17 protein-coding genes are annotated in these 21,591 nt (G+C 38.3%); 15 read left to right on the top strand and 2 right to left on the bottom strand.

All coding sequences use genetic code 11. The annotated features are described in order from the left end of the window. Nucleotides 1-19: 19 nt before the first annotated feature. The 6 genes from rsgA to C4F49_RS02905 all read left to right on the top strand — a co-directional run bounded on the left by rsgA (nt 20) and on the right by C4F49_RS02905 (nt 9,451). Nucleotides 20-940, top strand: coding sequence for a ribosome small subunit-dependent GTPase A (rsgA, locus tag C4F49_RS02930; protein WP_196934363.1), 921 nt, complete (start codon nt 20-22; stop codon nt 938-940). 66 nt (nt 941-1,006) lie between these two features. After that, on the top strand, nt 1,007-2,797 hold the full coding sequence (locus tag C4F49_RS02925) for an AsmA family protein (RefSeq protein WP_196934362.1): 1,791 nt from the start codon (nt 1,007-1,009) through the stop codon (nt 2,795-2,797). A gap of 72 nt (nt 2,798-2,869) precedes the next feature. Further along, on the top strand, nt 2,870-4,657 hold the full coding sequence (locus tag C4F49_RS02920) for a TrkH family potassium uptake protein (RefSeq protein ID WP_231388184.1): 1,788 nt from the start codon (nt 2,870-2,872) through the stop codon (nt 4,655-4,657). Further along, nucleotides 4,658-5,344, top strand: a complete 687-nt coding sequence (locus tag C4F49_RS02915) for a potassium channel family protein (protein WP_196934361.1) — start codon at nt 4,658-4,660, stop codon at nt 5,342-5,344. 7 nt (nt 5,345-5,351) lie between these two features. Continuing rightward, nucleotides 5,352-6,845 (top strand): TPM domain-containing protein, encoded by a 1,494-nt coding sequence (locus tag C4F49_RS02910; protein WP_196934360.1) that lies wholly within the window; start codon nt 5,352-5,354, stop codon nt 6,843-6,845. Between the two features lie 113 nt (nt 6,846-6,958). Next, nucleotides 6,959-9,451: a YfhO family protein gene (locus C4F49_RS02905; protein WP_196934359.1), complete on the top strand. Its 2,493-nt coding sequence runs from the start codon at nt 6,959-6,961 to the stop codon at nt 9,449-9,451. Between the two features lie 18 nt (nt 9,452-9,469). Here the strand turns inward: C4F49_RS02905 and C4F49_RS02900 are convergent, their stop codons facing one another. Then, entirely contained in the window at nt 9,470-10,081 is a 612-nt protein-coding gene (locus tag C4F49_RS02900) for a ribonuclease HII (RefSeq protein WP_196934358.1), read from the bottom strand. Between the two features lie 129 nt (nt 10,082-10,210). Here C4F49_RS02900 and C4F49_RS02895 point away from each other — a divergent pair, with 129 nt between their 5' ends. The 4 genes from C4F49_RS02895 to fabD all read left to right on the top strand — a co-directional run bounded on the left by C4F49_RS02895 (nt 10,211) and on the right by fabD (nt 16,150). Continuing rightward, nucleotides 10,211-11,032 (top strand): hypothetical protein, encoded by an 822-nt coding sequence (locus tag C4F49_RS02895; protein ID WP_196934357.1) that lies wholly within the window; start codon nt 10,211-10,213, stop codon nt 11,030-11,032. 14 nt (nt 11,033-11,046) lie between these two features. Further along, on the top strand, nt 11,047-13,887 hold the full coding sequence (locus C4F49_RS02890) for an outer membrane beta-barrel protein (protein ID WP_196934356.1): 2,841 nt from the start codon (nt 11,047-11,049) through the stop codon (nt 13,885-13,887). Between the two features lie 62 nt (nt 13,888-13,949). Beyond that, nucleotides 13,950-15,209, top strand: a complete 1,260-nt coding sequence (locus C4F49_RS02885; protein ID WP_231388183.1) for a M16 family metallopeptidase — start codon at nt 13,950-13,952, stop codon at nt 15,207-15,209. 53 nt (nt 15,210-15,262) lie between these two features. After that, entirely contained in the window at nt 15,263-16,150 is an 888-nt protein-coding gene (gene fabD, locus C4F49_RS02880; RefSeq protein ID WP_196934355.1) for an ACP S-malonyltransferase, read from the top strand. A 72-nt stretch (nt 16,151-16,222) separates the two neighbouring features. On the opposite strand, the gene metK is transcribed toward fabD, so the two are convergent. Next, complete coding sequence (metK, locus tag C4F49_RS02875) at nt 16,223-17,476, bottom strand: methionine adenosyltransferase (RefSeq protein ID WP_196934354.1); 1,254 nt, start codon at nt 17,474-17,476, stop codon at nt 16,223-16,225. 288 nt (nt 17,477-17,764) lie between these two features. Here metK and C4F49_RS02870 point away from each other — a divergent pair, with 288 nt between their 5' ends. The 5 genes from C4F49_RS02870 (at nt 17,765) to C4F49_RS02850 (ending at nt 21,585) form a co-directional block, all read left to right on the top strand. Continuing rightward, complete coding sequence (locus tag C4F49_RS02870) at nt 17,765-18,643, top strand: diacylglycerol/lipid kinase family protein (RefSeq protein ID WP_196934353.1); 879 nt, start codon at nt 17,765-17,767, stop codon at nt 18,641-18,643. A gap of 4 nt (nt 18,644-18,647) precedes the next feature. Beyond that, nucleotides 18,648-18,998 carry a translation initiation factor gene (locus C4F49_RS02865; protein ID WP_196934352.1) on the top strand — a complete coding sequence of 117 codons (351 nt, stop codon included), beginning with the start codon at nt 18,648-18,650 and terminating at the stop codon, nt 18,996-18,998. A gap of 428 nt (nt 18,999-19,426) precedes the next feature. After that, nucleotides 19,427-20,257 carry a MotA/TolQ/ExbB proton channel family protein gene (locus tag C4F49_RS02860; protein ID WP_196934351.1) on the top strand — a complete coding sequence of 277 codons (831 nt, stop codon included), beginning with the start codon at nt 19,427-19,429 and terminating at the stop codon, nt 20,255-20,257. Between the two features lie 101 nt (nt 20,258-20,358). Further along, nucleotides 20,359-21,012 carry an ExbD/TolR family protein gene (locus C4F49_RS02855; protein WP_196934350.1) on the top strand — a complete coding sequence of 218 codons (654 nt, stop codon included), beginning with the start codon at nt 20,359-20,361 and terminating at the stop codon, nt 21,010-21,012. A gap of 18 nt (nt 21,013-21,030) precedes the next feature. Further along, nucleotides 21,031-21,585, top strand: coding sequence for an ExbD/TolR family protein (locus C4F49_RS02850; protein ID WP_196934349.1), 555 nt, complete (start codon nt 21,031-21,033; stop codon nt 21,583-21,585). Nucleotides 21,586-21,591: the final 6 nt, after the last annotated feature.

The raw sequence follows: 21,591 nt of genomic DNA, 5'->3' as shown, positions 1-21,591 counted from the left end.
TAAATGGGGGTTTTTGTAAATGAGGGGTTTAGTTACTAAATCAACGGGAAGTTGGTATCAAGTCTTGGCGGAAGATGGTTCTAGCTATGAATGTAGGATTAAAGGAAAATTTAGAACACAGGGCATCAAATCCACAAATCCAATCGCTGTGGGCGATAGGGTGGTTTTCGACCTAGAACCAAATGAGAATGTAGGCGTAATCCATGAACTTGAACAGCGCAAAAATTACATTATCCGAAAGTCGGTTAATCTATCTAAACAAACCCAAATTCTAGCGTCGAATCTTGACTTGGCACTATTGGTTGTCACATTGGCTTCGCCACCAACTTCGCTCGGATTTATTGACCGTTTTTTGGTCACAGCAGAAGCATATAGCATTCCGGCAATTTTAGTGTTCAATAAATTGGATTTGTTTTCAAAAGAAGGATTGGAAATCTTGCAGGAATACAAAGCAATTTACCAACATGTCGGTTACGATTGTTACGAAGTTTCGGCTTTGGAAAATATAAATATTGACCAAATCCAGGCGCTTTTGAAAGATAAAATTACTTTGGTTTCAGGACATTCGGGCGTTGGCAAGAGTACTTTGATTAACGCTATAATTCCAGATAGCAATCTGAAGACAGGAAATATTTCGGAATGGTCTGACAAAGGAAAGCACACCACAACATTCGCAGAAATGATTGAATTGCCTAATGGAGGCTTTATCGTGGATTCTCCAGGAATCAGGGAGTTGGGCGTGGTCGATATTGAGAAAGGCGAACTTTCTCATTATTTTCCAGAGATGCGAGCGCTTTTGAACCAATGTAAATTCCATAATTGTAGGCACATCAATGAGCCGGGTTGCGTGGTTTTAGAAGCGGTTGAAAATGGTGAGATTGAAAATTCGAGATATGAAAGTTATTTAAGTATCTTTCACAATCAAAACACTCGAAATTAATTATTTAAATTAGTGTGTAAAAACATAATTATAAAATCGTTGTTTTAAATCCGTAATTAGATATTTATGAAGTCAGTTTGGAAGTGGATTTTAATCAGTTTAGGCGTTTTAATCGTAATCATTATCGGTGTGTCGTGGTATTTTGCCAATAATTGGAAACCACTTGTCGAACAGAAATTGAAGGACGTTATCCATAATTCGACCAATGGATTGTATACATTAACCTACGATGATTTAGACCTGAACCTTGCATTGGGAAATGTGACCTTAAAAAACGCGCATTTGATTCCTGATTCTGCGGTCTATGCGAAATTAGTATTGGCCAAAGAAGCCCCAAACAATCAGTTCAATATCAAATTGGATGCATTGAAAATCCGCCGATTCGGCTTGATGAATATTTTAACAAATAAGAAGCTAAGCATCAATACCATTATTCTTGAAAATGCGGATATTCATTTAGTCAATGAATACCACGCTTACAACGATACGATTTCGACAAAGCCTAAGAAAACATTGTATGAAAGCGTGCAAGATGTACTTAGTTCAATCAGTGTAAAAGATATTAAAATCGATAATTTCAAATTCAAATTCACGAAGTTAGCTGACGGGAAATCCAGCGATATTTTATTGGATAGCGTAAACATCAACATACATGATGTGCTATTGGATGAAACATCCATTAACGATTCTAGCCGTTTGTTTTATACCAAAATGGTGGATATTCATGTTCCGAAATTCGCTTATGAAATGCCGGACGACATTTATAAGGCGAGTTTTGAAGATTTGAGATTGAATACGCAGAAGAAAAATTTATTGCTGACACGCGTATCTTATGCTCCAAAAATGAGCAAAGCCAATTTCTTCAAAACAAAGAACCAGAATGTCACGATGGCGGTTATGAATTTTGATACGGTGAGAATCGATAATATTGATTTGAAACAGCTTTTGGACAATCAAATTACTGTTGCGAAATCTGTTCAGCTGAAAAGCGGTGCGGTCAGCCTGTACAACGATAAACGCTTTCGCAAAGTTCCAAAAAATAAAATCGGCAATTCTCCGCACCAACAGCTTATGAAAATGAAAAGTTTGCTGTCGATTGATACGGTTTATGTAGATGATGTGGATATTCTGTATGGCGAGTTCAGCGCAAAATACAACCAGGAAGGTATCATCACCTTCAATCATGCGACGGGAATTTTGACAAATGTGACGAACGACAGCCTGCGATTGAGCAAAGACAAATTTATGCGAGCTGATTTGACCGCAAAAATCATGAAATCTGGAACGTTAAAAGCGCAGTTTGGATTTGACATGTTAAGCAAAACAGGATTTTATACCTACAAAGGTTCCTTAGGTCCAATGCAAGCCACGGCTTATAACAAAATCTTAAGACCACTTTTGAATGTTGAAATTGCCTCCGGCAATGTAAAAAGTGTGCGTTTCGATATGCAGGGTACGGATACAAAAAATTGGGGCGATTTCCGCTTCGATTATGATAATCTAAAAATCAAACTGCTGAACGAGCCTGACGCCGAGAAGAAATCTTCTAAAAAAGTGATTTCATTTATTGTGAATAACATCATCATCAATGATAGCAACCCTGATGCAAACGAGGTATATCACACCGGGAAAATAAATTACACACGGAACCCTCAGCATACATTCTTCAAAACGTTGTGGCAAAGTTTGCTAGAAGGGATTAAGCAATGTGCCGGCATCAGTCCAGAACGCGAAGCGCGATTGATGGGCGCAGCGAAGGATGTGAAAAATGCTAGCAAAGAAACACAGGGCGCGCTGAAGAAAACAGGTAGTTTTATTAAGGGAATCTTCAAAAAGAACGATAAAGAGGAAAAATAATTAACCTTTATGCAAGGTTCGGCAAAAAACCATTGCTGACAATCTTATTTAAAATCTATAAGTTTGTGATTCATGGACTCGATTATCAGTTTTTTCAAGTACGTTTTTAAGTATCGCGTTAAGGTAGTCGATAGGATTCTGTTCTATTTAAGTTTGGTCTGTGCGTTCATGGTAATTGCGCATGTTGGATACATTACTGACCCAGCAATCGGAAAGATTTCCCGCAAATTAGTCCTGTCCTTATTCTATGTGCTTTTCACTGTTGAATCCTTAATTACGGTATTTTCTATTTTCTCAAGCCGAAAACTCACACCGAGTAATTATCCTGGAATCGCGGTTATTATTTATTTCTTAATTATTCTTTTTCAGCGATTTACGCATGTTCCTTTCTTGTCTTTTCTAGAGAAAGATGAATGGATTTATTTCGGAATAGCATTTATCTTTTTTGTCCAATTATCAAAAAACAGTTTATTCTTCGATAATTTCTATTTCAACCCAACGATACTATTCGTCATCAGTTTCTTAGGGTTGATTATTTTAGGTGCAGTTTTATTGATGCTTCCCAAAACGACCATCGAAGCGCCTTTGAGTTTTATCGATGCTTTTTTTATGGCGACTAGCGCTGTCTGCATCACAGGTTTGTCTGTTACGGATATCTCGACGAATTTTTCTGTGTTCGGACAGACGGTCATTATGTTGCTTATCCAGATTGGCGGTTTGGGAATCATGACCTTTACCGGATTTTTTGGTTATTTTTTCTCTGGCGGATTTTCATTCAAAAATCAATTGATGTTCGGTGAAATTTTAGGAGAGAATAAGTTGAATTCTGTGATTTCAACTTTGTTGACCATTATTTTCATCACGCTTCTATTCGAATTTATTGGAGGGCTATTTATCTTTTTTACACTAGATTCTACGCTATTCGAATCCTTGGGCGACCGAATTTTCTTTGCGGCATTTCATGCGATATCCTCATTCTGTAATTCAGGATTTACAATCTTAAAAGATGGTATTCAGGGAGAAAATTATCGGTTCAATTATTCTTTTCAGATTGCTTTGGCAATGATTTTTGTTTTTGGAGGTTTAGGGTTCGGAACTGTTTTCAATTTTTACACCTATTTTAAAGCGAAATTTTCAGCCATAATCTGCAAGTTATTTCTAAAAAAGAATTATAAATACAAACCTCAGATTTTCAGTTTTAATTCGAGGTTCATTTTGCTCTGCAATATTATTGTTATCGTATTGGCGACGATTTCCTATTACTTTCTGGAACAGCAGCATACATTGACGGAAGACAAAAGTGCTTTCGGAGAATGGGCAACATCCTTTTTTATGGCGAATACGTCGCGCTCGGCAGGTTTTAACAGCGTGAATATTAATTTTTTGGCCAATCCGACCTTGATTATGGTGGTGACGCTGATGTGGATTGGTGCCTCGCCAGGTTCAACCGGTGGTGGTGTCAAAGTAACGACGGTAGCTATTGCTTTTTTGAATGTCATTGCGCTAGCAAGAGGAAAAGAATCGATTGAAATTTACAAAAGAAGGATTGCTTCTGAATCCATTAGCAAAGCTTTCGCTATTATCCTGCTTTCCATCGTAAGCATTACCATTTGTTTTATCTTGTTAAATTTTAGTGACCCAAATGTAGGAATGGTGGAATTGCTTTTCGAATCCGTTTCTGCGTACACGACTTGTGGATTGAGCCTAGGAATTACCAGTTCGTTGAGCTCTGCAAGTAAATTAATATTGATGCTGACAATGTTTGTCGGACGCGTTGGAACCTTGACGTTGCTTGTGGCGTTTATAAAGAATACAAAAAACAAAAGTTATATTTATCCATCGGAAAAGATTTTATTTTAAATGAAATATATTGTACTTGGTTTAGGACATTTTGGACGTTCACTTGCAACGCATCTGACGGAATTGGGGCATGAGGTTATCGCTGCGGACAAAAGCATCGTCATTGTGGAACAACTGAAAGACAAAATTACGCATACGGTTTGTTTGGATACGACCGACCGTGAAGCGGTGAGCTCGTTGCCGTTGAAAGAAAGCGATGCGGTTATTGTCGCGATTGGCGAAGATGAAGGCGCTTCATTATTGACGACCGCATTAATCAAACAGCTGGGCGTGAAGCGCGTCATTGGGCGGGTGGTTTCTGATTTGCAAAAAACCGTGCTCGAAGCCATGAACATTGATGAATATATTATGCCCGAAGAAGAAGCTGCCGAACGTTTGGCGATGCGCTTGGATAATATTGACATTGTCGATTCATTCAAAATCTCGGATAAGTACAGCATTATCGAAACAAAAGTTCCATCAAAATATGTTGGAATGACGCTGAAAGAAGCCGATTTAACCAATAAATTTAAAGTGATTGTATTGACCACAGTGCACTTTTTAGATACAAATGAAAAAGGCAAATCCATGCCAATCAAGGAGGCTTCCGGAATCGCAAAATCCGATACGTTACTCAATGAAAACGATTTGCTCGTTTTATTCGGAGAGTTTTCGGATATCAAACGCTTAATCCAAAAGGGGGAATAATTGAAGGATGGTTAAAGTCTTCAGCAAACTTCTATTCGTTTTCCTTACAGTTTTTTATTGTACACATGCGCTGGCTCAATATTCTGTAAGTTCAGTTCCTTATCCCAAAGAGGAAGGCCAAGAATTTTTTGTTAGTAATCCAGACAACATTTTGGACTATTACACGGTTTCGGCACTGAATCAGCAAATTCAAAATATCGATAGCTTGTCGGGCGCTGAATTTTGTATCGTTGTTGTGAATGATTATGTTGGCGACAGCGATTTTGAGTTTGCATTGGAGCTGTTCAATGCTTGGGGGATAGGCAAAAAAGCATCGAACAACGGCCTTTTGCTTTTTATTGCGAAAAATAGGCGAGAATATCGATTTATTTCTGGCTACGGAATGGAGTCTATCATTCCCGATGCGTACTTGAAGCGTATCGGTGAGAAATATCTGGTTCCCTATTTTCGAGAAGGAAATTACGATACAGGCTTGATTGAAGCAACTGCGTTTATTGAAGAAATTCTATTGTCGCCCAATACCATTGAAGAATTGAGATTGCAGATGCCTGAAGCAACGCCCTTTTTCAGCAGAGCGAATCTGGCGCTAATGAATACAGTGTTTTTATTTGTACTGTTTTCTGCATTCTATGTGTATGCTCATTTGATTATTGTCTATCTACTGAAAGGAACGAAAAAGAAGGTTTCTTGGGTCAATGCAATCTTTCAAGGGATTGGCTGTATGCTGATTTTGATGTTCTTTTCCGTATTTATTTTTGCTTTTGTCTTTGACAATGTTGAGGAAGTTTATCAGCTTAAACATTTGCCATATTTCGCTTTTGTCTTGCTGTCGTTCATATTGGCGATGAAAATCACGAAAGGTCGCTCATCCATTATCGAGAGTTTTAAGGATGAAGAAGATTTGCAGAAAGCATTAAAAAAATTTACTGGATTTGTGTTCGTTCCGATGTTGCTGACTCCCTTAGCTTGGTTTGATTTGGGGCTGATTTTAAATCGAATGAACAAAAATAGAAATCGATTTTCTCCTCCAGAAAATAATGGAAATTGGCAACGGATTAACCGTTCATCAAGTCCGGCCAATGATAAAAAATACCTCGATAAAGGACAGCAAAAAGAAGAATCGATTAAAAGTTTGCGCTATGAAATCTGGATAAATACGAAAACAAGCGAAACAAAACTGATTGCTTGGGATAAGAGCCGAAAGTTTTCTGAATGCCCTGAATGCCATTATTATACCTTAGAATTAAATAAAACAAAAACCATTCAAGCAGCATCTTACTCTTCTGCAGGAAAGGGCGAGAAATATGACGAATGCACGAATTGTAAGCACCATTTGTTTAAACTGTTTTTCACGATTCCGCGAAAAAGCGAAAGTTCGAGCGGTGGTAGTTCCTCTGGGCGCAGCGGCGGAGGCTCGTCTTCGTCTTCTTCCTCATCAAGAAGTAGCGGAAGCTTCGGTGGTGGCTCCTCGGGCGGTGGCGGTGCTGGCGGGCGCTGGTAGCTCATTTCTTTTCATAAACAACCAATTTTGCATCTAAATAGATATTTTGCGTATATTTCAAATCATTTCTATATTTTTGAACCTTAATTATAATCAAATCTTCTTCGAATTACATGAAAAATTGGTTTAAGCAAAACGCTACTCATCTTATCATAATCGGTCTTTTTTTAGTCCTGATTGTTTTCTATTTAACACCTATTTGGCAAGGCAAAATCCTTTCTCAAAGTGATGTTATTCAGGCTGAAGGAAGTCAAAAAGAACTATTTGATTATAAAGCGAAAGATGGACATTCTCCACTATGGACGAACTCCATGTTTGGTGGTATGCCGACTTATCAGATTTGGTATGAACATGCCAATAATATTACAACGTATATAGGCAGAGGAATTCGTACAGTTTTTCCAGCGCCGGCTGATGTCTTGTTGCTGTATTTATTGGGAAGCTATTTCTTGCTTTCGGTTCTGCGGATTCGGCCTTGGCTTGCTGCGGCGGGTGCAATTGCTATGGCATTTTCATCCTATAATTTAATTTATATCGAAGCGGGGCACATGAATAAAGCCTATGCGATTGCGTATATGGCGCCGATTATAGGTGCTGTTATTTTGTGTTATCGCGGGAATAGGTTGTGGGGAGGCGTTATATTGGCCTTGTTCATGGCATTGGAGATTCGAACCAATCACGTGCAAGTTACGTATTACCTATTTCTGGCCTTGTTAGTTTTGGTTCTGTTTGAATTGTATTATGCGATACGGGATAAAAAGCTCAAAAACTTTACGCAAGCAACGGGAGTTCAATTAATCGCGGTTGTTTTGGCTGTTTTGGTAAATGCATCCGTTTTGTATCCTACCTATGAATATAGCAAATCGACGATTCGCGGGAAAGCCAATATTGCTAAAGTCGATGAGGGGGGAAAACAGACTGATGGATTAGATAAAGAATATGCCTACGCTTGGTCGCAAGGAATCGGTGAAAGCATTACGTTCTTAATTCCAAATGCTTACGGAGGAAAAACTGGTGGCGTTTTGGATGAGAAATCAAATATTGCGAAGCTTCTTACCAAAAGCGGATTCCCAGAGAATCAAGCTGTACAGATTGCCCAAAGCATGCCGACATATTGGGGAGAGAAGACATTTACTTCTGGACCTTGGTATTTTGGGGCTGCAGTTATTTTCCTATTTATTTTAGGAATTGTAATCGTCAAAGACCGCTTAAAATGGTGGATTATTACCGCGACAGCATTAATCCTTCTGCTTTCGTTCGGACGGCATTTTCCACTTATTTCGGATTTGTTCTTCGATTATTTCCCGATGTACAATAAATTCAGAGCGGTTGAGTCTATATTAGTCGTAGCAGCGGTTTTGATTCCATTATTAGCTGTTTTGGCAATCAATGAATTAATTACCCGCCAGCAGGAAATCATCAATTTAAACAAAAAGGTTTTATATACAGGAATTGCCGTAGGTGGTTTATGTCTGCTTGTGGCGTTTATTCCTGATTTGTTTTTGAATTTCAAACCATCTACGCACCAAAATTTTGTAGCTACATTGCAACAGCAGACCGGTGACCAAAACATGGCCAATGAAATTGCATCTGCATTGATAAAAGATAGAAAAGACTTAGCGTCAAAAGATGCATACCGTTCATTTTTCATCGTGTTGATTGCTTTTGGGTTTGTATGGTCATACATCAAAAATAAAATTTCGTATACGGTTCTTATCGCTGGAGTCGGAGTATTGACATTGATTGATTTATGGCAAGTTGATAAACGTTACTTGAATGATAATTCGTTTATCGAACCTCGCGATGTGCAGCATGTTCAAGAGCGGGAAGTTGACCAATTAATCCGAATGGACAAAGATTTGAGCTATCGTGTATTGGATTTAACAACAAATCCGTTCTCTGATGCGCGAGCGTCCTATTTCCACAAAAGTTTAGGAGGCTATCATGCGGCTAAATTAATGCGATTCCAAGAAATTTTGGAACATCAATTTAACGGAGCAATTAATGAAGATGTTCTGGATATGTTCAATGTACGCTACATCATCACGCGCGACCCTTCGAATAATTCTGAAAAAATCCAGCGACGCAGTACAGCAGCGGGCAACGCTTGGTTTGTCAATAAAGTGACAATGGTCAAAGACGATGCACAAGAGATGCAGGCGATTAGCAGTTTTGACCCGAAAACGGAAGCCTTCGTCAGCGAACAATTTAAATCAAACTTGGATACGACGCGTCTTGGCGTGCCAACCAATGCAAATATTCAATTAACTTCGTATCATCCAGATACGATGCGCTACGAATATTCTTCTCCGACGACAGCTTTGGCCGTTTTCTCTGAAGTGTATTACGATGCAGGATGGAAAGCTTACGTGGATGGGGATGAGGTACCGATTATCCGTGCTGATTATGCGCTGAGAGCATTGCAATTACCGGGAGGAAATCATAAAGTTGAATTTATCTTCGCTCCTGAATCCATGCGTATTAGCGAAATTATTTCATTGATTGCGTCGATTGTTCTGGTCTTAGGCTTAGGTTTTGCCATTTGGTATACGTATTCGAACAGAAAGAAAAAACCAGAGCTTAGTAGTCCGACTAAAAAGAAATAAAAAATTTAAATAAAGCCTTTAGAATAACTTTAACTGTGGGTCAGTTATTCTAAAGGTTTTTCTATGGTATGAACAGATGCCCGATTCTAAAATGGCATTTCGATGTTCTACGGTTGGATAACCTTTGTTTTTGGTCCAGCCATAATTTGGGAAATCCTTCGCAATCCCGTCCATGTATTCATCCCGATACGTTTTCGCTAAAATAGATGCTGCGGCAATGGATAAATATTTTCCATCCCCTTTCACGATGCAGGTGTAGGGAATCTCTTTATATGGTATGAATTTGTTGCCATCGACTATAATGTATGAAGCCTCAATCGCCAATAAATCTAAAGCCTGATGCATAGCTAAATACGATGCCCGATGAATATTGATTTGGTCTATGACTTCGGCTGAAACACTAGATACGGCAAAAGCTAAAGCTTCTTTTTCGATAATTGGGCGAAGGGACTCTCTCTTTTTTAGCGATAATTTCTTGGAATCATTTAAGATTGGATTCACATAATCTGCCGGAAAAATAACAGCTGCGGCAAATACGGGGCCTGCCAGACAACCTCTTCCAGCTTCGTCGCATCCTGCTTCTGTCAATTCCGTTTGATAATACGATAAGAGCGTATTGCTTTCTTCCATCTTGCAAAATTAGGAATAAATGTAACTTCTCTGTGATACAAATGCATTTACATTAATTTACACTACTAATGCATTCTTTTGTACTATTAATGAGGTAAAGAAGAAGATTATTTAGCAAATTTTAAAGCCATGAAAAAAAGATTTGTATTATTTGGTCTACTTGTATGCATGTTACAAGTCGCTTTTTGTCAGGATAAAAAAGGATTGTATTCCTTCAAACCTGTTGAAGAAACAATAAAAGTGGATGGGAATCTAAAAGAATGGGAAAAGTCGCTGTATGTCATTAGTAAGGATAGTTCTTGGTTTTTTAATGCTTTGGTAAAGAACAATAATCTATACGTCGGCGTTAGAGTTGTTAATCTTTTTTTGCAAAGCGAAGCAACCAAAAATGGAATTTTGGTGAACATCAATGCGCAAGGGAAAAAGAAGGATGGCGCAAAGCTAATTTTTCCAAAGCCAGACCCTGAATCATTGCGGGTAATGACAGATGAAAAAAATGCAGGGTCGGTCTTTCATCGAGAGCAACTTTTGGCAAAAGCGGACGGATATCACGTTGAGGGCTTCGAAAGTTTTGTTGACGGCCTTTTGTCGTTCGCCAATGGATACGGACTGAAAGCTGTAGCTAAATTAGATTCCATGGATAATTTGGTTTATGAATGCGTGATTCCTTTGAAATTATTGAAACTCGAAGCAGAACAAACCAAACTTGCTATTCAAATAGCAATCAATAAAATGGCGCAAGATAAGCCGACCGTAGCATTAAACGATGGAAATGCTTCGGGTGGAATGCCACAAGGAGGAGGAATGAGAGGAGGCGGTGGCGGCCGGGGCGGCATGCGCGGCGGAGCAGGTGGAGGCATGAGGCCTTCCGGCAGCGATGGAAATAGAACAACAGAAAATAGGACGGCAAGCGCGAAAACGGAAGTTTGGTTTGTCGATACAATAAATTAGTACATAAAATTCATATGATGTTTAAAAGAGGAGTCATAAGTTTACTATTCGGAATTATTATCATGAGCTTTTCTGCCAATGCACAAAGCGGAAAAACGGTTCAGGGAATGTTGCGCGATAGCGCGTCACGTATAATCGCCGGCGCATCCGTGGAACTTATCACCAACAACGACACGCTCCGAACGGGTTCGAGCATTGCTGGAATTTTCACATTTGAAAATGTCAAATCAGACCAATTTACGATTCGCATCAACAGCCTTGGGTTTGAATCTTTGCAAAAAGATTTTACCATTCCCGCCAACCAGGCCAAAACGGTTCTTCCGAGTATTATTCTTAAAGGAATCGACAACTTGATTGAAGAAGTTGTGGTTTCGGGAGTAATTACCATTCAAGTAAAGGGCGACACATTAGAGTATTCTACTAAAGACCTTAAGCTTCGAGACGACGCTTTGGCGGAAGATGCGCTAAAGAAACTCGAGGGTGTTGAAGTGGACAAAGACGGAAATGTGACCGCGCAGGGCGAAGAAGTGAAGCGTGTACGGATTAATGGGAAAGACTTTTTTGGCGGTGATGTGAAAACTGCTACGCAAAATCTGCCGGCTAACATTATCGACAAGATTCAGATTATTGATGATTATGGAGATATGGCCAACCTGACTGGAAATAAAACCGGCGATACCGAAAAAGTATTGAATATTACGATTGACCCAAAATACAATCAAGGACATATGTCTACCTTGCGTTTTGGTTACGGAACGGAGGACCGTTACCAGGCGACGGGTATGTGGATGGGAATGAAAGAAGGTTCACAAATTTCTGTTTTAGGAAATTTAAATAACATCAATGCTCCGCTATTTGATTTTAGCACAACTGGTGGAGGCGCGCGGCAAATGCGCGGTGGCGGAGGCCGTGGCGGTGTTGGCGGAATCAATAATTCCACGGGTTTAACCAATACAGGTTCCATCGGAGTCAATTTCAGACATGATTTCAATGATAAATTGACGGTCTACGGAAGTTATAGCTACGGACGTGATGACCAAGATATTATTTCTTCGAGCCATTCGGTTTATCAATACGAAATTCCAGAAATTATCGACGATGAAGCAACGACGAATAACATCACCGGAAATCATCGCTTTGAATCGAATATCGAGTGGAAACCTTCTGAAACAGATTTTATAAAATTAACACCGCAATTCGGATTTTCAAACAGCTCGACTTCATCATTTACATCCTATGATAAAATGCGCAATGGAGTAAGCTGGAACCTTGAGGAAAATGCCTATGACTCTAAAACATCTTCTCCGCGCTATGGAATTAGCGGTTTGTACAACAAGCGGTTGAGCGCAAATGGCAGGAATTTGTTTTTTAATTTCAATTTTAATTCTTCTGCAACTGAATCTGACGTGGAACGGATTGTCGAAAACACCTTATTGGACACAACAAATTCGAACCTGCCTCCAGAAGAAGTGTATAGAAGAACTTGGAATGAGCTAAGAAATAAAAGTTGGAATGGAGGTGCTTCAGTTTCATACCTTGAGCCGATTTCAAAATATGGAAAATTAGAGTTCAGTTATGATTACAACGTCAATACCTATGATAACAACAATTTTCAGGAAGCTTTTAATGCAGACGAAAGTCCATTAACAGACCCCGATTATAATTTCGATTATCAATACGATTACTCATTTAGCACGCACCGTTTTGGTTCAAGCTTCAGTTTCAATAATGATAAGATAAAATATTCAGTTGGAGCATCCGTTCAGCCATCGATTTTGGAAGGAACAATCTTTGGCAATTCGGTCAATAATGAGATTCACAGGACAGCCTTCAATTTTATCCCGATTGCGCGTTTTGAATATAAATTCAGCAGACAAAGCAATATTTCTGTAAATTATTCTGGTCAAGCGACCGAACCAAGTGTAACACAGATTCAGCCGTTTACAGATTATTCGAATCCAAATTTTCCGATTTCAGGAAATCCAGATTTAAATGCGGAGTTTGTACATTCCCTGCGTTTGAATTTCCGCAAGTCCGATTTTCAGACAGGAAATACTTTTTTTGCGTTCGCTCGCGCAACATCCACTGAAAATAAAATTGCGACGGTCAATCACAGGACATCGGATGATATCGGAAATTTAATTCAAGAAACTGGATATAGAAACGCTGACGGCGCTTTCAGCGTAAGTTCGTTTTATAATTATTCGAAATCTTGGAAAGAAAAAACATATAGTTTATCCTTTAATGGAGGCGCTTCATACAACAACAACGTGTCGTTTATTTCTTCTGATGATTTAGACAACAAAGATAATCCGGAAGAGAATTTGGCAAAAAACTGGGTGTTAAATCAAGGAATTAACTTCCGTTACAATCCATCGACTAAATTTGAATTGAACCCCGGTGTGCGCTATACATTCAATAACACGTATAATACGTTGTATGCAACCACTACAAATGTGACTACTTGGACGCCGTCCATCAATGGAAACCTTAATCTTTCTGAAACTTGGATATTTGGTGCCGATGTCTCTAAATCATTTAACAGTGGTTTTGGCGGACAAACTAGCAATGTAAACCCGCTTATTATAAATGCATTTTTAGAGAAGAAATTCTTAAAAGATAACCGCGGTTCATTTAGGTTGGCTGCATTTGATATGCTGAATCAACAAACAAACATTAGCCGTACGGTACAAAATAACATCACTACCGATTCGCAAACGAATCGTTTGGCTCGTTATTTCATGTTGACATTTACTTACCGTTTCCAAAAATTTGCTTTAGGAGATTTAGCGCCACAGCAAGGGGGGCCAGGGCAAGGTGGACCTGGCGGAGGTATGCGTCCTCCCGGAATGTAAGCCTAATCAAAACAAAAGCGACAAGCCCACAAGCTGTCGCTTTTGTTTTTTATTATGTAGATTTGCAACAATTGGAATTCACATCAAAACATATTGACAATCATATTTTCAGGTTAGAAAATGGGATTCGTGTAATTTTACATCCTCAACAGTCGACGATTACACATACCTGCATGTTAATCAATGCCGGTTCTGGAGATGAGGTCGAGGGTAAATTTGGCGTGGCTCATTTTATCGAGCACATGCTGTTTAAGCAAACTGAAAGAAGAAGCACCAATCAGATTTTGGACCGACTGGAATCTGTCGGTGGGGATTTGAATGCTTATACCACCAAGGAATATACCTGCATTCATGCGTCTATTTTAAAGCCCTATTTAAATCGTGCTTTGGATTTGTTTGAGGATATCATTTTTCATTCGACATTTCCTGAAAATGAAATAGAGAAAGAAAAGGGCGTGATTTTGGATGAAATGGCTTCGTATTTAGATAGTCCTGAGGATGCCATAATCGACGATTTTGAAGATTTAATCTTTAAAAACTCAAGCTTAGGCCATAATATTCTAGGATTAGAGAACGATTTAAAGGGCATTCAGCGAGAAGACCTTCTTACGTTTATTGAATCAAATTATTCTACGGAGGATATTGTCATCGGTATTGCGGGCGATTATACGAAGCAAAATGTCGAAAAATTAGCTAATAAATTTTTTGGCAAGCTTCCATTGCGCCAAGCAGAAAAGACTAATGCGGATACAATTGTCAACATCGGCGAACATGTCGAAGTTGTAAAACCGATTAATCAGGCGCATTACATTTTGGGCACGCAGGCCTATGGAATTCAGGATGACCGCAAAACAGGCTTATTGCTGTTGAATAATCAGTTAGGCGGATTGGGCATGAGCTCAATTTTGAATTTGTCGATTCGCGAAAAACACGGTATTGCGTATACAATTGAATCCAACTATTCTTTGTATTCCAATACGGGACTATTTAATATTTATTTGGGAACAGATGAAGAAAAAATAGAAAAAGCGAAGAAATTAATTTGGAAAGAATTAAATAAATTGAAAGCAGCTCCGATTTCTGAGTCACAGCTGAATAAAGTGAAGAACAAATTTAAAGGGCAGATTGCTTTGGCAGAAGAGAATCGAATGAGCATGATTATCACCGAAGCCAAAAATTTGCTGGACTATAACCAAATTATCACACTGGATGAAGTTTTCCGTAAAATCGATGAGGTGACGCCTCAATTGATTTTTGAAATTTCAACGGATATTTTCGATGAATCGAAGATGACTTCCTTAACGTTTCTGCCAGAGGAATAGAAATTTATTCCCGATTAATTTGGCAAATTATAATTAAATCATATTTTAGCTTTATGAAAACAGCCTATATTTTTCCAGGTCAAGGTGCCCAATTCGTTGGAATGGGACAAGACTTGTATAATCTGAACTCTGAATCAAAATCTCTTTTTGAACAAGCAAACGAAATTTTGGGATTCCGTATCACGGATTTAATGTTTACGGGTACAGATGAAGATTTAAAACAAACTAATGTTACACAACCTGCTATATTCTTACACTCTGTTATTTTGGCGAAAGCTTTAGGAGATAAATTCAATCCTTCTATGGTTGCTGGCCATTCGTTAGGCGAATTTTCTGCCTTAGTCGCTGCCAATGCATTGTCGTTTGAAGATGGATTGACTTTAGTTTCAAAGCGAGCGAATGCTATGCAGAAAGCTTGTGAATTGCAACCTTCTACAATGGCGGCTATTTTGGGATTGGAAGACGAAGTTGTCGAACAAATCTGTGCGCAGATCGATGCTATCGTTGTTCCGGCGAACTACAATTGCCCTGGTCAATTGGTTATTTCGGGTTCGATTGAAGGAATTGAAGAAGCTTGCGCAGCATTAACGATTGCAGGTGCTAAACGTGCATTGAAGTTAAGTGTTGGTGGAGCCTTTCATTCTCCATTGATGGAGCCAGCGAAGGTAGAATTGCAAGAAGCCATTGAAGCGACATCGATTAAAGAGCCAATCTGTCCGATTTATCAAAATTTTGATGCATTGCCACACACGGATCCTGCACAAATCAAACAGAATCTGATTGACCAATTAACAGGAGCTGTGCGCTGGACGCAAACTGTTCAAAAAATGATTGCCGATGGCGCTGAGTCATTTATTGAAGTTGGCCCTGGAAACGTGCTTCAAGGATTAGTGAAAAAAGTTGACCGCCAAGCGCAAGCTTCGGCCGCTTTTATCGATTAATACTTATATTGTATAAATAAGAAAGCCTGCGAAAATTTTCGCAGGCTTTCTTATTTATGTATTTTTTGACGATTATATACCGAAAGAAGCTTTGATTTTGTCGACAAAATCTAGTTTCTCCCAAGTGAATAAATCAACAGTCAGTGTTTTCTTCTCACCAGTTGAATTTTCGAATTCTTTGGTAATTGTTTGAGGCGTTCTTCCCATGTGTCCATACGCTGCGGTTTCCGCATAAATCGGGTTTCTCAATCCCAAACGGGTTTCGATTCCATAAGGAGTCATGTCGAAAATCTCTCCAATTTTAGTTGCGATTTCAGCATCCGAAAGACTTACTTTGCTAGTTCCATAGGTGTTTACGTAGATTCCCATTGGGTCTTTAACTCCAATTGCATACGAAATCTGAACTAAGATTTCATCAGCAACACCGGCAGCAACCAAGTTTTTTGCGATATGTCTTGTTGCATAAGCTGCGGAACGGTCAACCTTTGAAGGATCTTTTCCAGAAAAAGCTCCACCACCGTGCGCTCCTTTACCGCCGTAGGTATCAACAATGATTTTGCGCCCTGTTAAACCTGTGTCTCCGTGAGGACCACCGATAACAAATTTTCCTGTTGGATTGATGTGGTATTTAATATCGTCATTAAATAAAGCTTGAAGTTCAGGCTTTAATTGCGCTTTTACACGAGGAATCAAAATCGCTTTAATATCTTCTGTAATTTTAGCTAGCATCGAAGCTTCTTCAGCAAAATCATCATGTTGTGTAGAAATCACGATGGTGTCAATGCGCAAAGGCTTATGGTCGTCGCTGTATTCTAGCGTGACTTGAGATTTTGCATCTGGACGTAAGTAGTTGATTTCATTGTTTTCTCTTCTCAATTCGGAAAGCTCGAACAATAAGCGATGCGAAAGGTCTAATGCCAAAGGCATATAGTTTTCCGTTTCGTTATTGGCGTAGCCAAACATAATACCTTGGTCTCCTGCTCCTTGATCTTCTTTTGCGGTGCGGTCAACGCCTTGGTTAATGTCGGCAGACTGCTCATGTATTGCAGATAAAACCCCACAAGAATTTGCCTCGAACATGTATTCAGACTTGGTATATCCAATTTTCTGGATAACCGAACGCGTTATTTTTTGAACATCTAGATAAATTCTTGATTTCACTTCTCCTGCCAGAACAACTTGTCCTGTGGTCACTAAGGTTTCGATTGCTACGCGAGAATCTGGATCCCAAGCCAAGAAATTATCAATTAGTGCATCCGAAATTTGATCCGCGATTTTGTCTGGATGTCCTTCAGAAACTGATTCTGATGTAAATAAATATGCCATATTTTAAAATTACTAGGTGGGATTTGATTGAAAAATTAAACACAGATAGTGTAAAAATCATTGGGTATGAATGGTTTTTAGCACTTTTTTACTGTGGTTGCAATCTCTTTTTGCATTAAAGCAACATACAAATCAATCCACATTTTGTGGCACAAATCTACAAACTTTATTTTATTTCAAAAGCAATTAATGTCTTGTAATTGCAATAGTCCAAAAATTTTCGCCAGAGGAATAAATTGTATATATAAGGCTTTTATTTATCTTTAGTGCGATTAGTATAATTTTTTAATGGCAGAGAGAAAAAGTATATTATTTGTTATAAATCCGATTTCTGGAGGTAAAAAGAAAACCGCATTTAACAAGCAAATATTAGAGGTTTTAGATTTACAGAAATTTAATCCCACATTCCAGCAAACGACTCATGCGAACCATGCTTACGAATTAGCAAAAAATGCAATCGAAGAACAATATGATGCCGTAGTGGCTGTAGGTGGCGATGGCACAATCAACGAAATTGGTTCGGCTTTGGTGGATTCTGGTATTCCGCTAGGAATTATTCCCGAGGGATCAGGAAATGGATTGGCTTTGTATTTGGGAATTCCATTAAATGAGGCATCTGCAATTCGCCGGATTAATCGATTTGAATTTGTGGAAGTAGATTGTGGCCTTATTAATAAGCGTCATTTTTTTAATATTGCAGGTTTGGGTTTCGATGCATCGGTCAGCGACCGCTTTGCGACAGATTCAATCCGCGGGCCTATCGGTTATTTACGCGCAGCGATTAATGTGTTAAGTAAATATAAGACGAAAAAGTACATATTGACAGTCGATGGGAAGACCTATGAGCGAGAAGCTTTTATGATTAGCGTAGCGAATTCTCCACAATATGGAAATAATGCATACATCGCTCCGAACGCATCCGTTAACGATGGTTTGTTGGATGTCTGCATCGTCCACAAATTTCCGTTATACAACCTTCCGATGATGGTTTTTCATTTATTCAACAAAACTGCCGATCAATCCGAATACGTAGAAATTATACCTGGAAAGGATATTGTGATTGAACGGACGGACGGCGGACCCGTTCATGTTGATGGCGAACCCATTGAATTAGAAAATACATTATCAATAAAAATTAATCCGAAATCACTTAAAATTATTTGTTAAAGGCATGGCAAAAGAGAAAAAACAGCGGTTTGAAGGGATTGTTTATTCCACAGCAGACAATTATGATTACGTTTCATCCGAAGAAATTACCGATAGAGAGACTTTGCCCAACAGGCAGCAAAAACTAAAAGTCGCTTTAGATCGTAAGTCTAGAAAGGGGAAAGTCGTTACATTAATAACGGGTTTTATAGGTTCTGACGAAGATTTAAATAATTTGGCGAAAACATTGAAACAAAAATGTGGGGTTGGCGGGTCTGCCAAAGATGGGGAGATTTTAATACAGGGAGATTTTAAACTAAAGATAATGGCCTATTTAGAATCAGAAGGTTTCCAAGTAAAAGGTGTTGGTGGATAAATGTTTACACTTATAGAATAATTTTTTTTAAAATAGTTAAGAACAAAAACATACTATTTCGGTTCTTTAAGCGTTGAATTAGCGTGTGTAGAATTATTAACAAGAAATGAGTAAACACTCACTTATTTTTAACATTTAATATTTTAATAATTTGCATTTAAGAAAAAAAATGATTTTCATTGTAAAATATATGGTCAATCTAACTATTTCAAATGTGGTACCTAATCGGGATAAGATGTCCGCTGATGTTCATTCCGAGATTTATTGCAGAAATTTTATGAAACTATATTTTAAAAGCAATTAAAATTTTATTTTTAACACAAAATAGTATATTTGTTTTGCTTTTAGGCAAAATAAACGCCAAACAATTGCACAAATTGAATTAAACATTATATTAAACAACAGTAAAAAATCTAAAAATTAGAAAAATGGCAAACGCACCAAAAACTACTAGCCCAGCAAAACAAGAGAGCGGCAATTCAAGTAATTTATTTGCGAGTTTAGCAATTATCATTTGTTTTATCCTCGGATATATCGTTTGGGAATTCGTAATGGGAGCTCCTTCAAACTTTATCGATGGTAATAGAGAAAATCAACCACTTCCGGGTAACTACGGTGGTATGATCTATCACGCAGGTGTAATTGTACCTATCCTTATTGGTTTATTCCTTATGGTTTGGGTATTCTCTATCGAACGTTTTATCGTAATCAGTAAAGCTTCAGGAACTGGCAACGTAGGAAATTTTGTAAGAAAAGTTCAACAATTAATCAATGGCGGTAACATTGATGCAGCGATCTCTGAGTGTGATAAACAAAAAGGTTCTGTAGCTAACGTAATCAAAGCTGGTTTATTGAAATACAAAGACGTTTCTGCAAATCCAGGACTTGATTCTGAAAAATCTGCTTTAGCAATTCAAAAAGAAATTGAAGAAACTACTGCTTTAGAAATGCCAATGTTAGAGAAAAACTTAAATGTTTTAGCAACATTAGTATCTATCGGTACATTAACAGGTTTATTAGGAACGGTAACAGGTATGATCAAGGCCTTCTCAGCATTAGCAACAGGTGGTGCTCCAGATTCAGCTAAATTGGCAAACGGTATCTCGGAAGCCTTAATCAATACAGCAACTGGTATTGCAACTTCAACTTTTGCGATTATTATGTACAACATCTTAACTGCGAAAATTGACAAGTTAACTTATTCTATCGATGAGGCTGGTTTCTCAATCGTACAAACGTACGCTTCGAACCACAAATAAAAATTTCGTTGCTTTTTTCATATTTATTTATGGAAATAAATATGAAAAAGCATCTTAATTAAAACGAATAGAATTGTTAATAAAATTAAAGAGGTAAAAAAATGGCAAGAGCTAAAGTAAAAAGACAAAGTACTTCGATTGATATGACAGCAATGTGTGACGTATCGTTCCTATTGCTTACATTCTTTGTTTTGACTGCAACAGCTCGTCAACCGGAAGTTATGCCTGTAGACACTCCAGCTTCGACCACACTAGATAAATTACCAGATGATAATTTAGGTGTGATCACAGTGAAAGGTGAGAAGATTTTCTTTGGTGTTAAAAACCCAGAAGTTCGGGTAGAAACACTTAGAAATATGTCTTCAAAATATAGCATTGCTTTCTCGGAAGAGGAGTATGAAAAATTTAAAGCCATAGATGAGGTCGGAGTTCCTATCAAAAATTTGAGACAACTTCTTTCTCTTGATAATGACAAGAGAACGGAGCAAATCCAAACAGGTATTCCAGTAGATAGTACAGAGAATGTTTCCAATGAATTATACCATTGGGTACAACAAGCACGGATTGCAACAATTTCTTACAACAGAAATCGTGAAGCAGAAGACAATGACTTTGTAGATCCAGGGCCGATGAAAGTGGCTATTAAAGCTGACGCAGGAGAAAAATATCCATCGATTAATTTGATTATTGAAACATTACGTAACCAAAAACAAAACAAATTTAGTTTTGTAACTGGATTGCGCGCTGCGGAATAATAGTAATAAAAAAGAAAAATGGCAGAATTAAATCAAGATTCCGGCGGTGGTAAAAAAGGCGGAAAGGTAAGAGCAAAGAAATCTGGTGGTAAGGTAGACTTAACAGCCATGGTGGATTTAGCTTTCTTGCTAATCACGTTCTTCATGTTAACCACCTCCTTGAATAAGCCTCAAGCAATGGACATTGCGATGCCAGACAAAAATAAAATGGATGCCAACGATAACTTGGAAATTGCCGATAATCGTTCCATCACATTGTTATTAGGTTCTGACAATAAAATTTCATGGTACTACGGACAATTAGCTAATCCTATTTACCCACCTACTACGGTAGATTACAGTAAAGAGGGAATCCGCAAAGTCTTACAACAAATGAAAGCAGAAGTTCCAAAAAGAGCTGGGGCAGATAAGGATTTGATTGTAGTTATCAGACCTAGTGAAAAATCCATAACACGCAATCTAATCGACGTATTAGATGAAATGAAAATTGTGGATATCAAGCGCTACATGATTTCTAAAATCAATGACGAAGAAATTGAAGTTTTAAAAAGCGAGAGTCTATTCAATGACTAATGCTAT

This window comes from Sphingobacterium hungaricum (assembly GCF_015210005.1).
Classification (GTDB): Bacteria; Bacteroidota; Bacteroidia; order Sphingobacteriales; family Sphingobacteriaceae; genus Sphingobacterium; species Sphingobacterium hungaricum.
Note: the sequence above shows the minus strand (reverse complement) of the source record. Positions and strands in the feature narration are given on the sequence as shown.

Excerpts from the sequence above, each read along its gene's own strand:
- C4F49_RS02865 (WP_196934352.1), top strand. The coding sequence starts at position 18,648 with ATGGCAAAAGAGAAAAAACAGCGGTTTGAAGGGATTGTTTATTCCACA.
- C4F49_RS02870 (WP_196934353.1), top strand. The coding sequence starts at position 17,765 with ATGGCAGAGAGAAAAAGTATATTATTTGTTATAAATCCGATTTCTGGA.
- C4F49_RS02850 (WP_196934349.1), top strand. The coding sequence starts at position 21,031 with ATGGCAGAATTAAATCAAGATTCCGGCGGTGGTAAAAAAGGCGGAAAG.
- fabD (WP_196934355.1), top strand. The coding sequence starts at position 15,263 with ATGAAAACAGCCTATATTTTTCCAGGTCAAGGTGCCCAATTCGTTGGA.
- C4F49_RS02905 (WP_196934359.1), top strand. The coding sequence starts at position 6,959 with ATGAAAAATTGGTTTAAGCAAAACGCTACTCATCTTATCATAATCGGT.
- C4F49_RS02895 (WP_196934357.1), top strand. The coding sequence starts at position 10,211 with ATGAAAAAAAGATTTGTATTATTTGGTCTACTTGTATGCATGTTACAA.
- metK (WP_196934354.1), bottom strand. The coding sequence starts at position 17,476 with ATGGCATATTTATTTACATCAGAATCAGTTTCTGAAGGACATCCAGAC.
- C4F49_RS02890 (WP_196934356.1), top strand. The coding sequence starts at position 11,047 with ATGATGTTTAAAAGAGGAGTCATAAGTTTACTATTCGGAATTATTATC.
- C4F49_RS02915 (WP_196934361.1), top strand. The coding sequence starts at position 4,658 with ATGAAATATATTGTACTTGGTTTAGGACATTTTGGACGTTCACTTGCA.
- C4F49_RS02855 (WP_196934350.1), top strand. The coding sequence starts at position 20,359 with ATGGCAAGAGCTAAAGTAAAAAGACAAAGTACTTCGATTGATATGACA.
- C4F49_RS02910 (WP_196934360.1), top strand. The coding sequence starts at position 5,352 with ATGGTTAAAGTCTTCAGCAAACTTCTATTCGTTTTCCTTACAGTTTTT.
- C4F49_RS02860 (WP_196934351.1), top strand. The coding sequence starts at position 19,427 with ATGGCAAACGCACCAAAAACTACTAGCCCAGCAAAACAAGAGAGCGGC.
- C4F49_RS02920 (WP_231388184.1), top strand. The coding sequence starts at position 2,870 with ATGGACTCGATTATCAGTTTTTTCAAGTACGTTTTTAAGTATCGCGTT.
- rsgA (WP_196934363.1), top strand. The coding sequence starts at position 20 with ATGAGGGGTTTAGTTACTAAATCAACGGGAAGTTGGTATCAAGTCTTG.
- C4F49_RS02900 (WP_196934358.1), bottom strand. The coding sequence starts at position 10,081 with ATGGAAGAAAGCAATACGCTCTTATCGTATTATCAAACGGAATTGACA.
- C4F49_RS02925 (WP_196934362.1), top strand. The coding sequence starts at position 1,007 with ATGAAGTCAGTTTGGAAGTGGATTTTAATCAGTTTAGGCGTTTTAATC.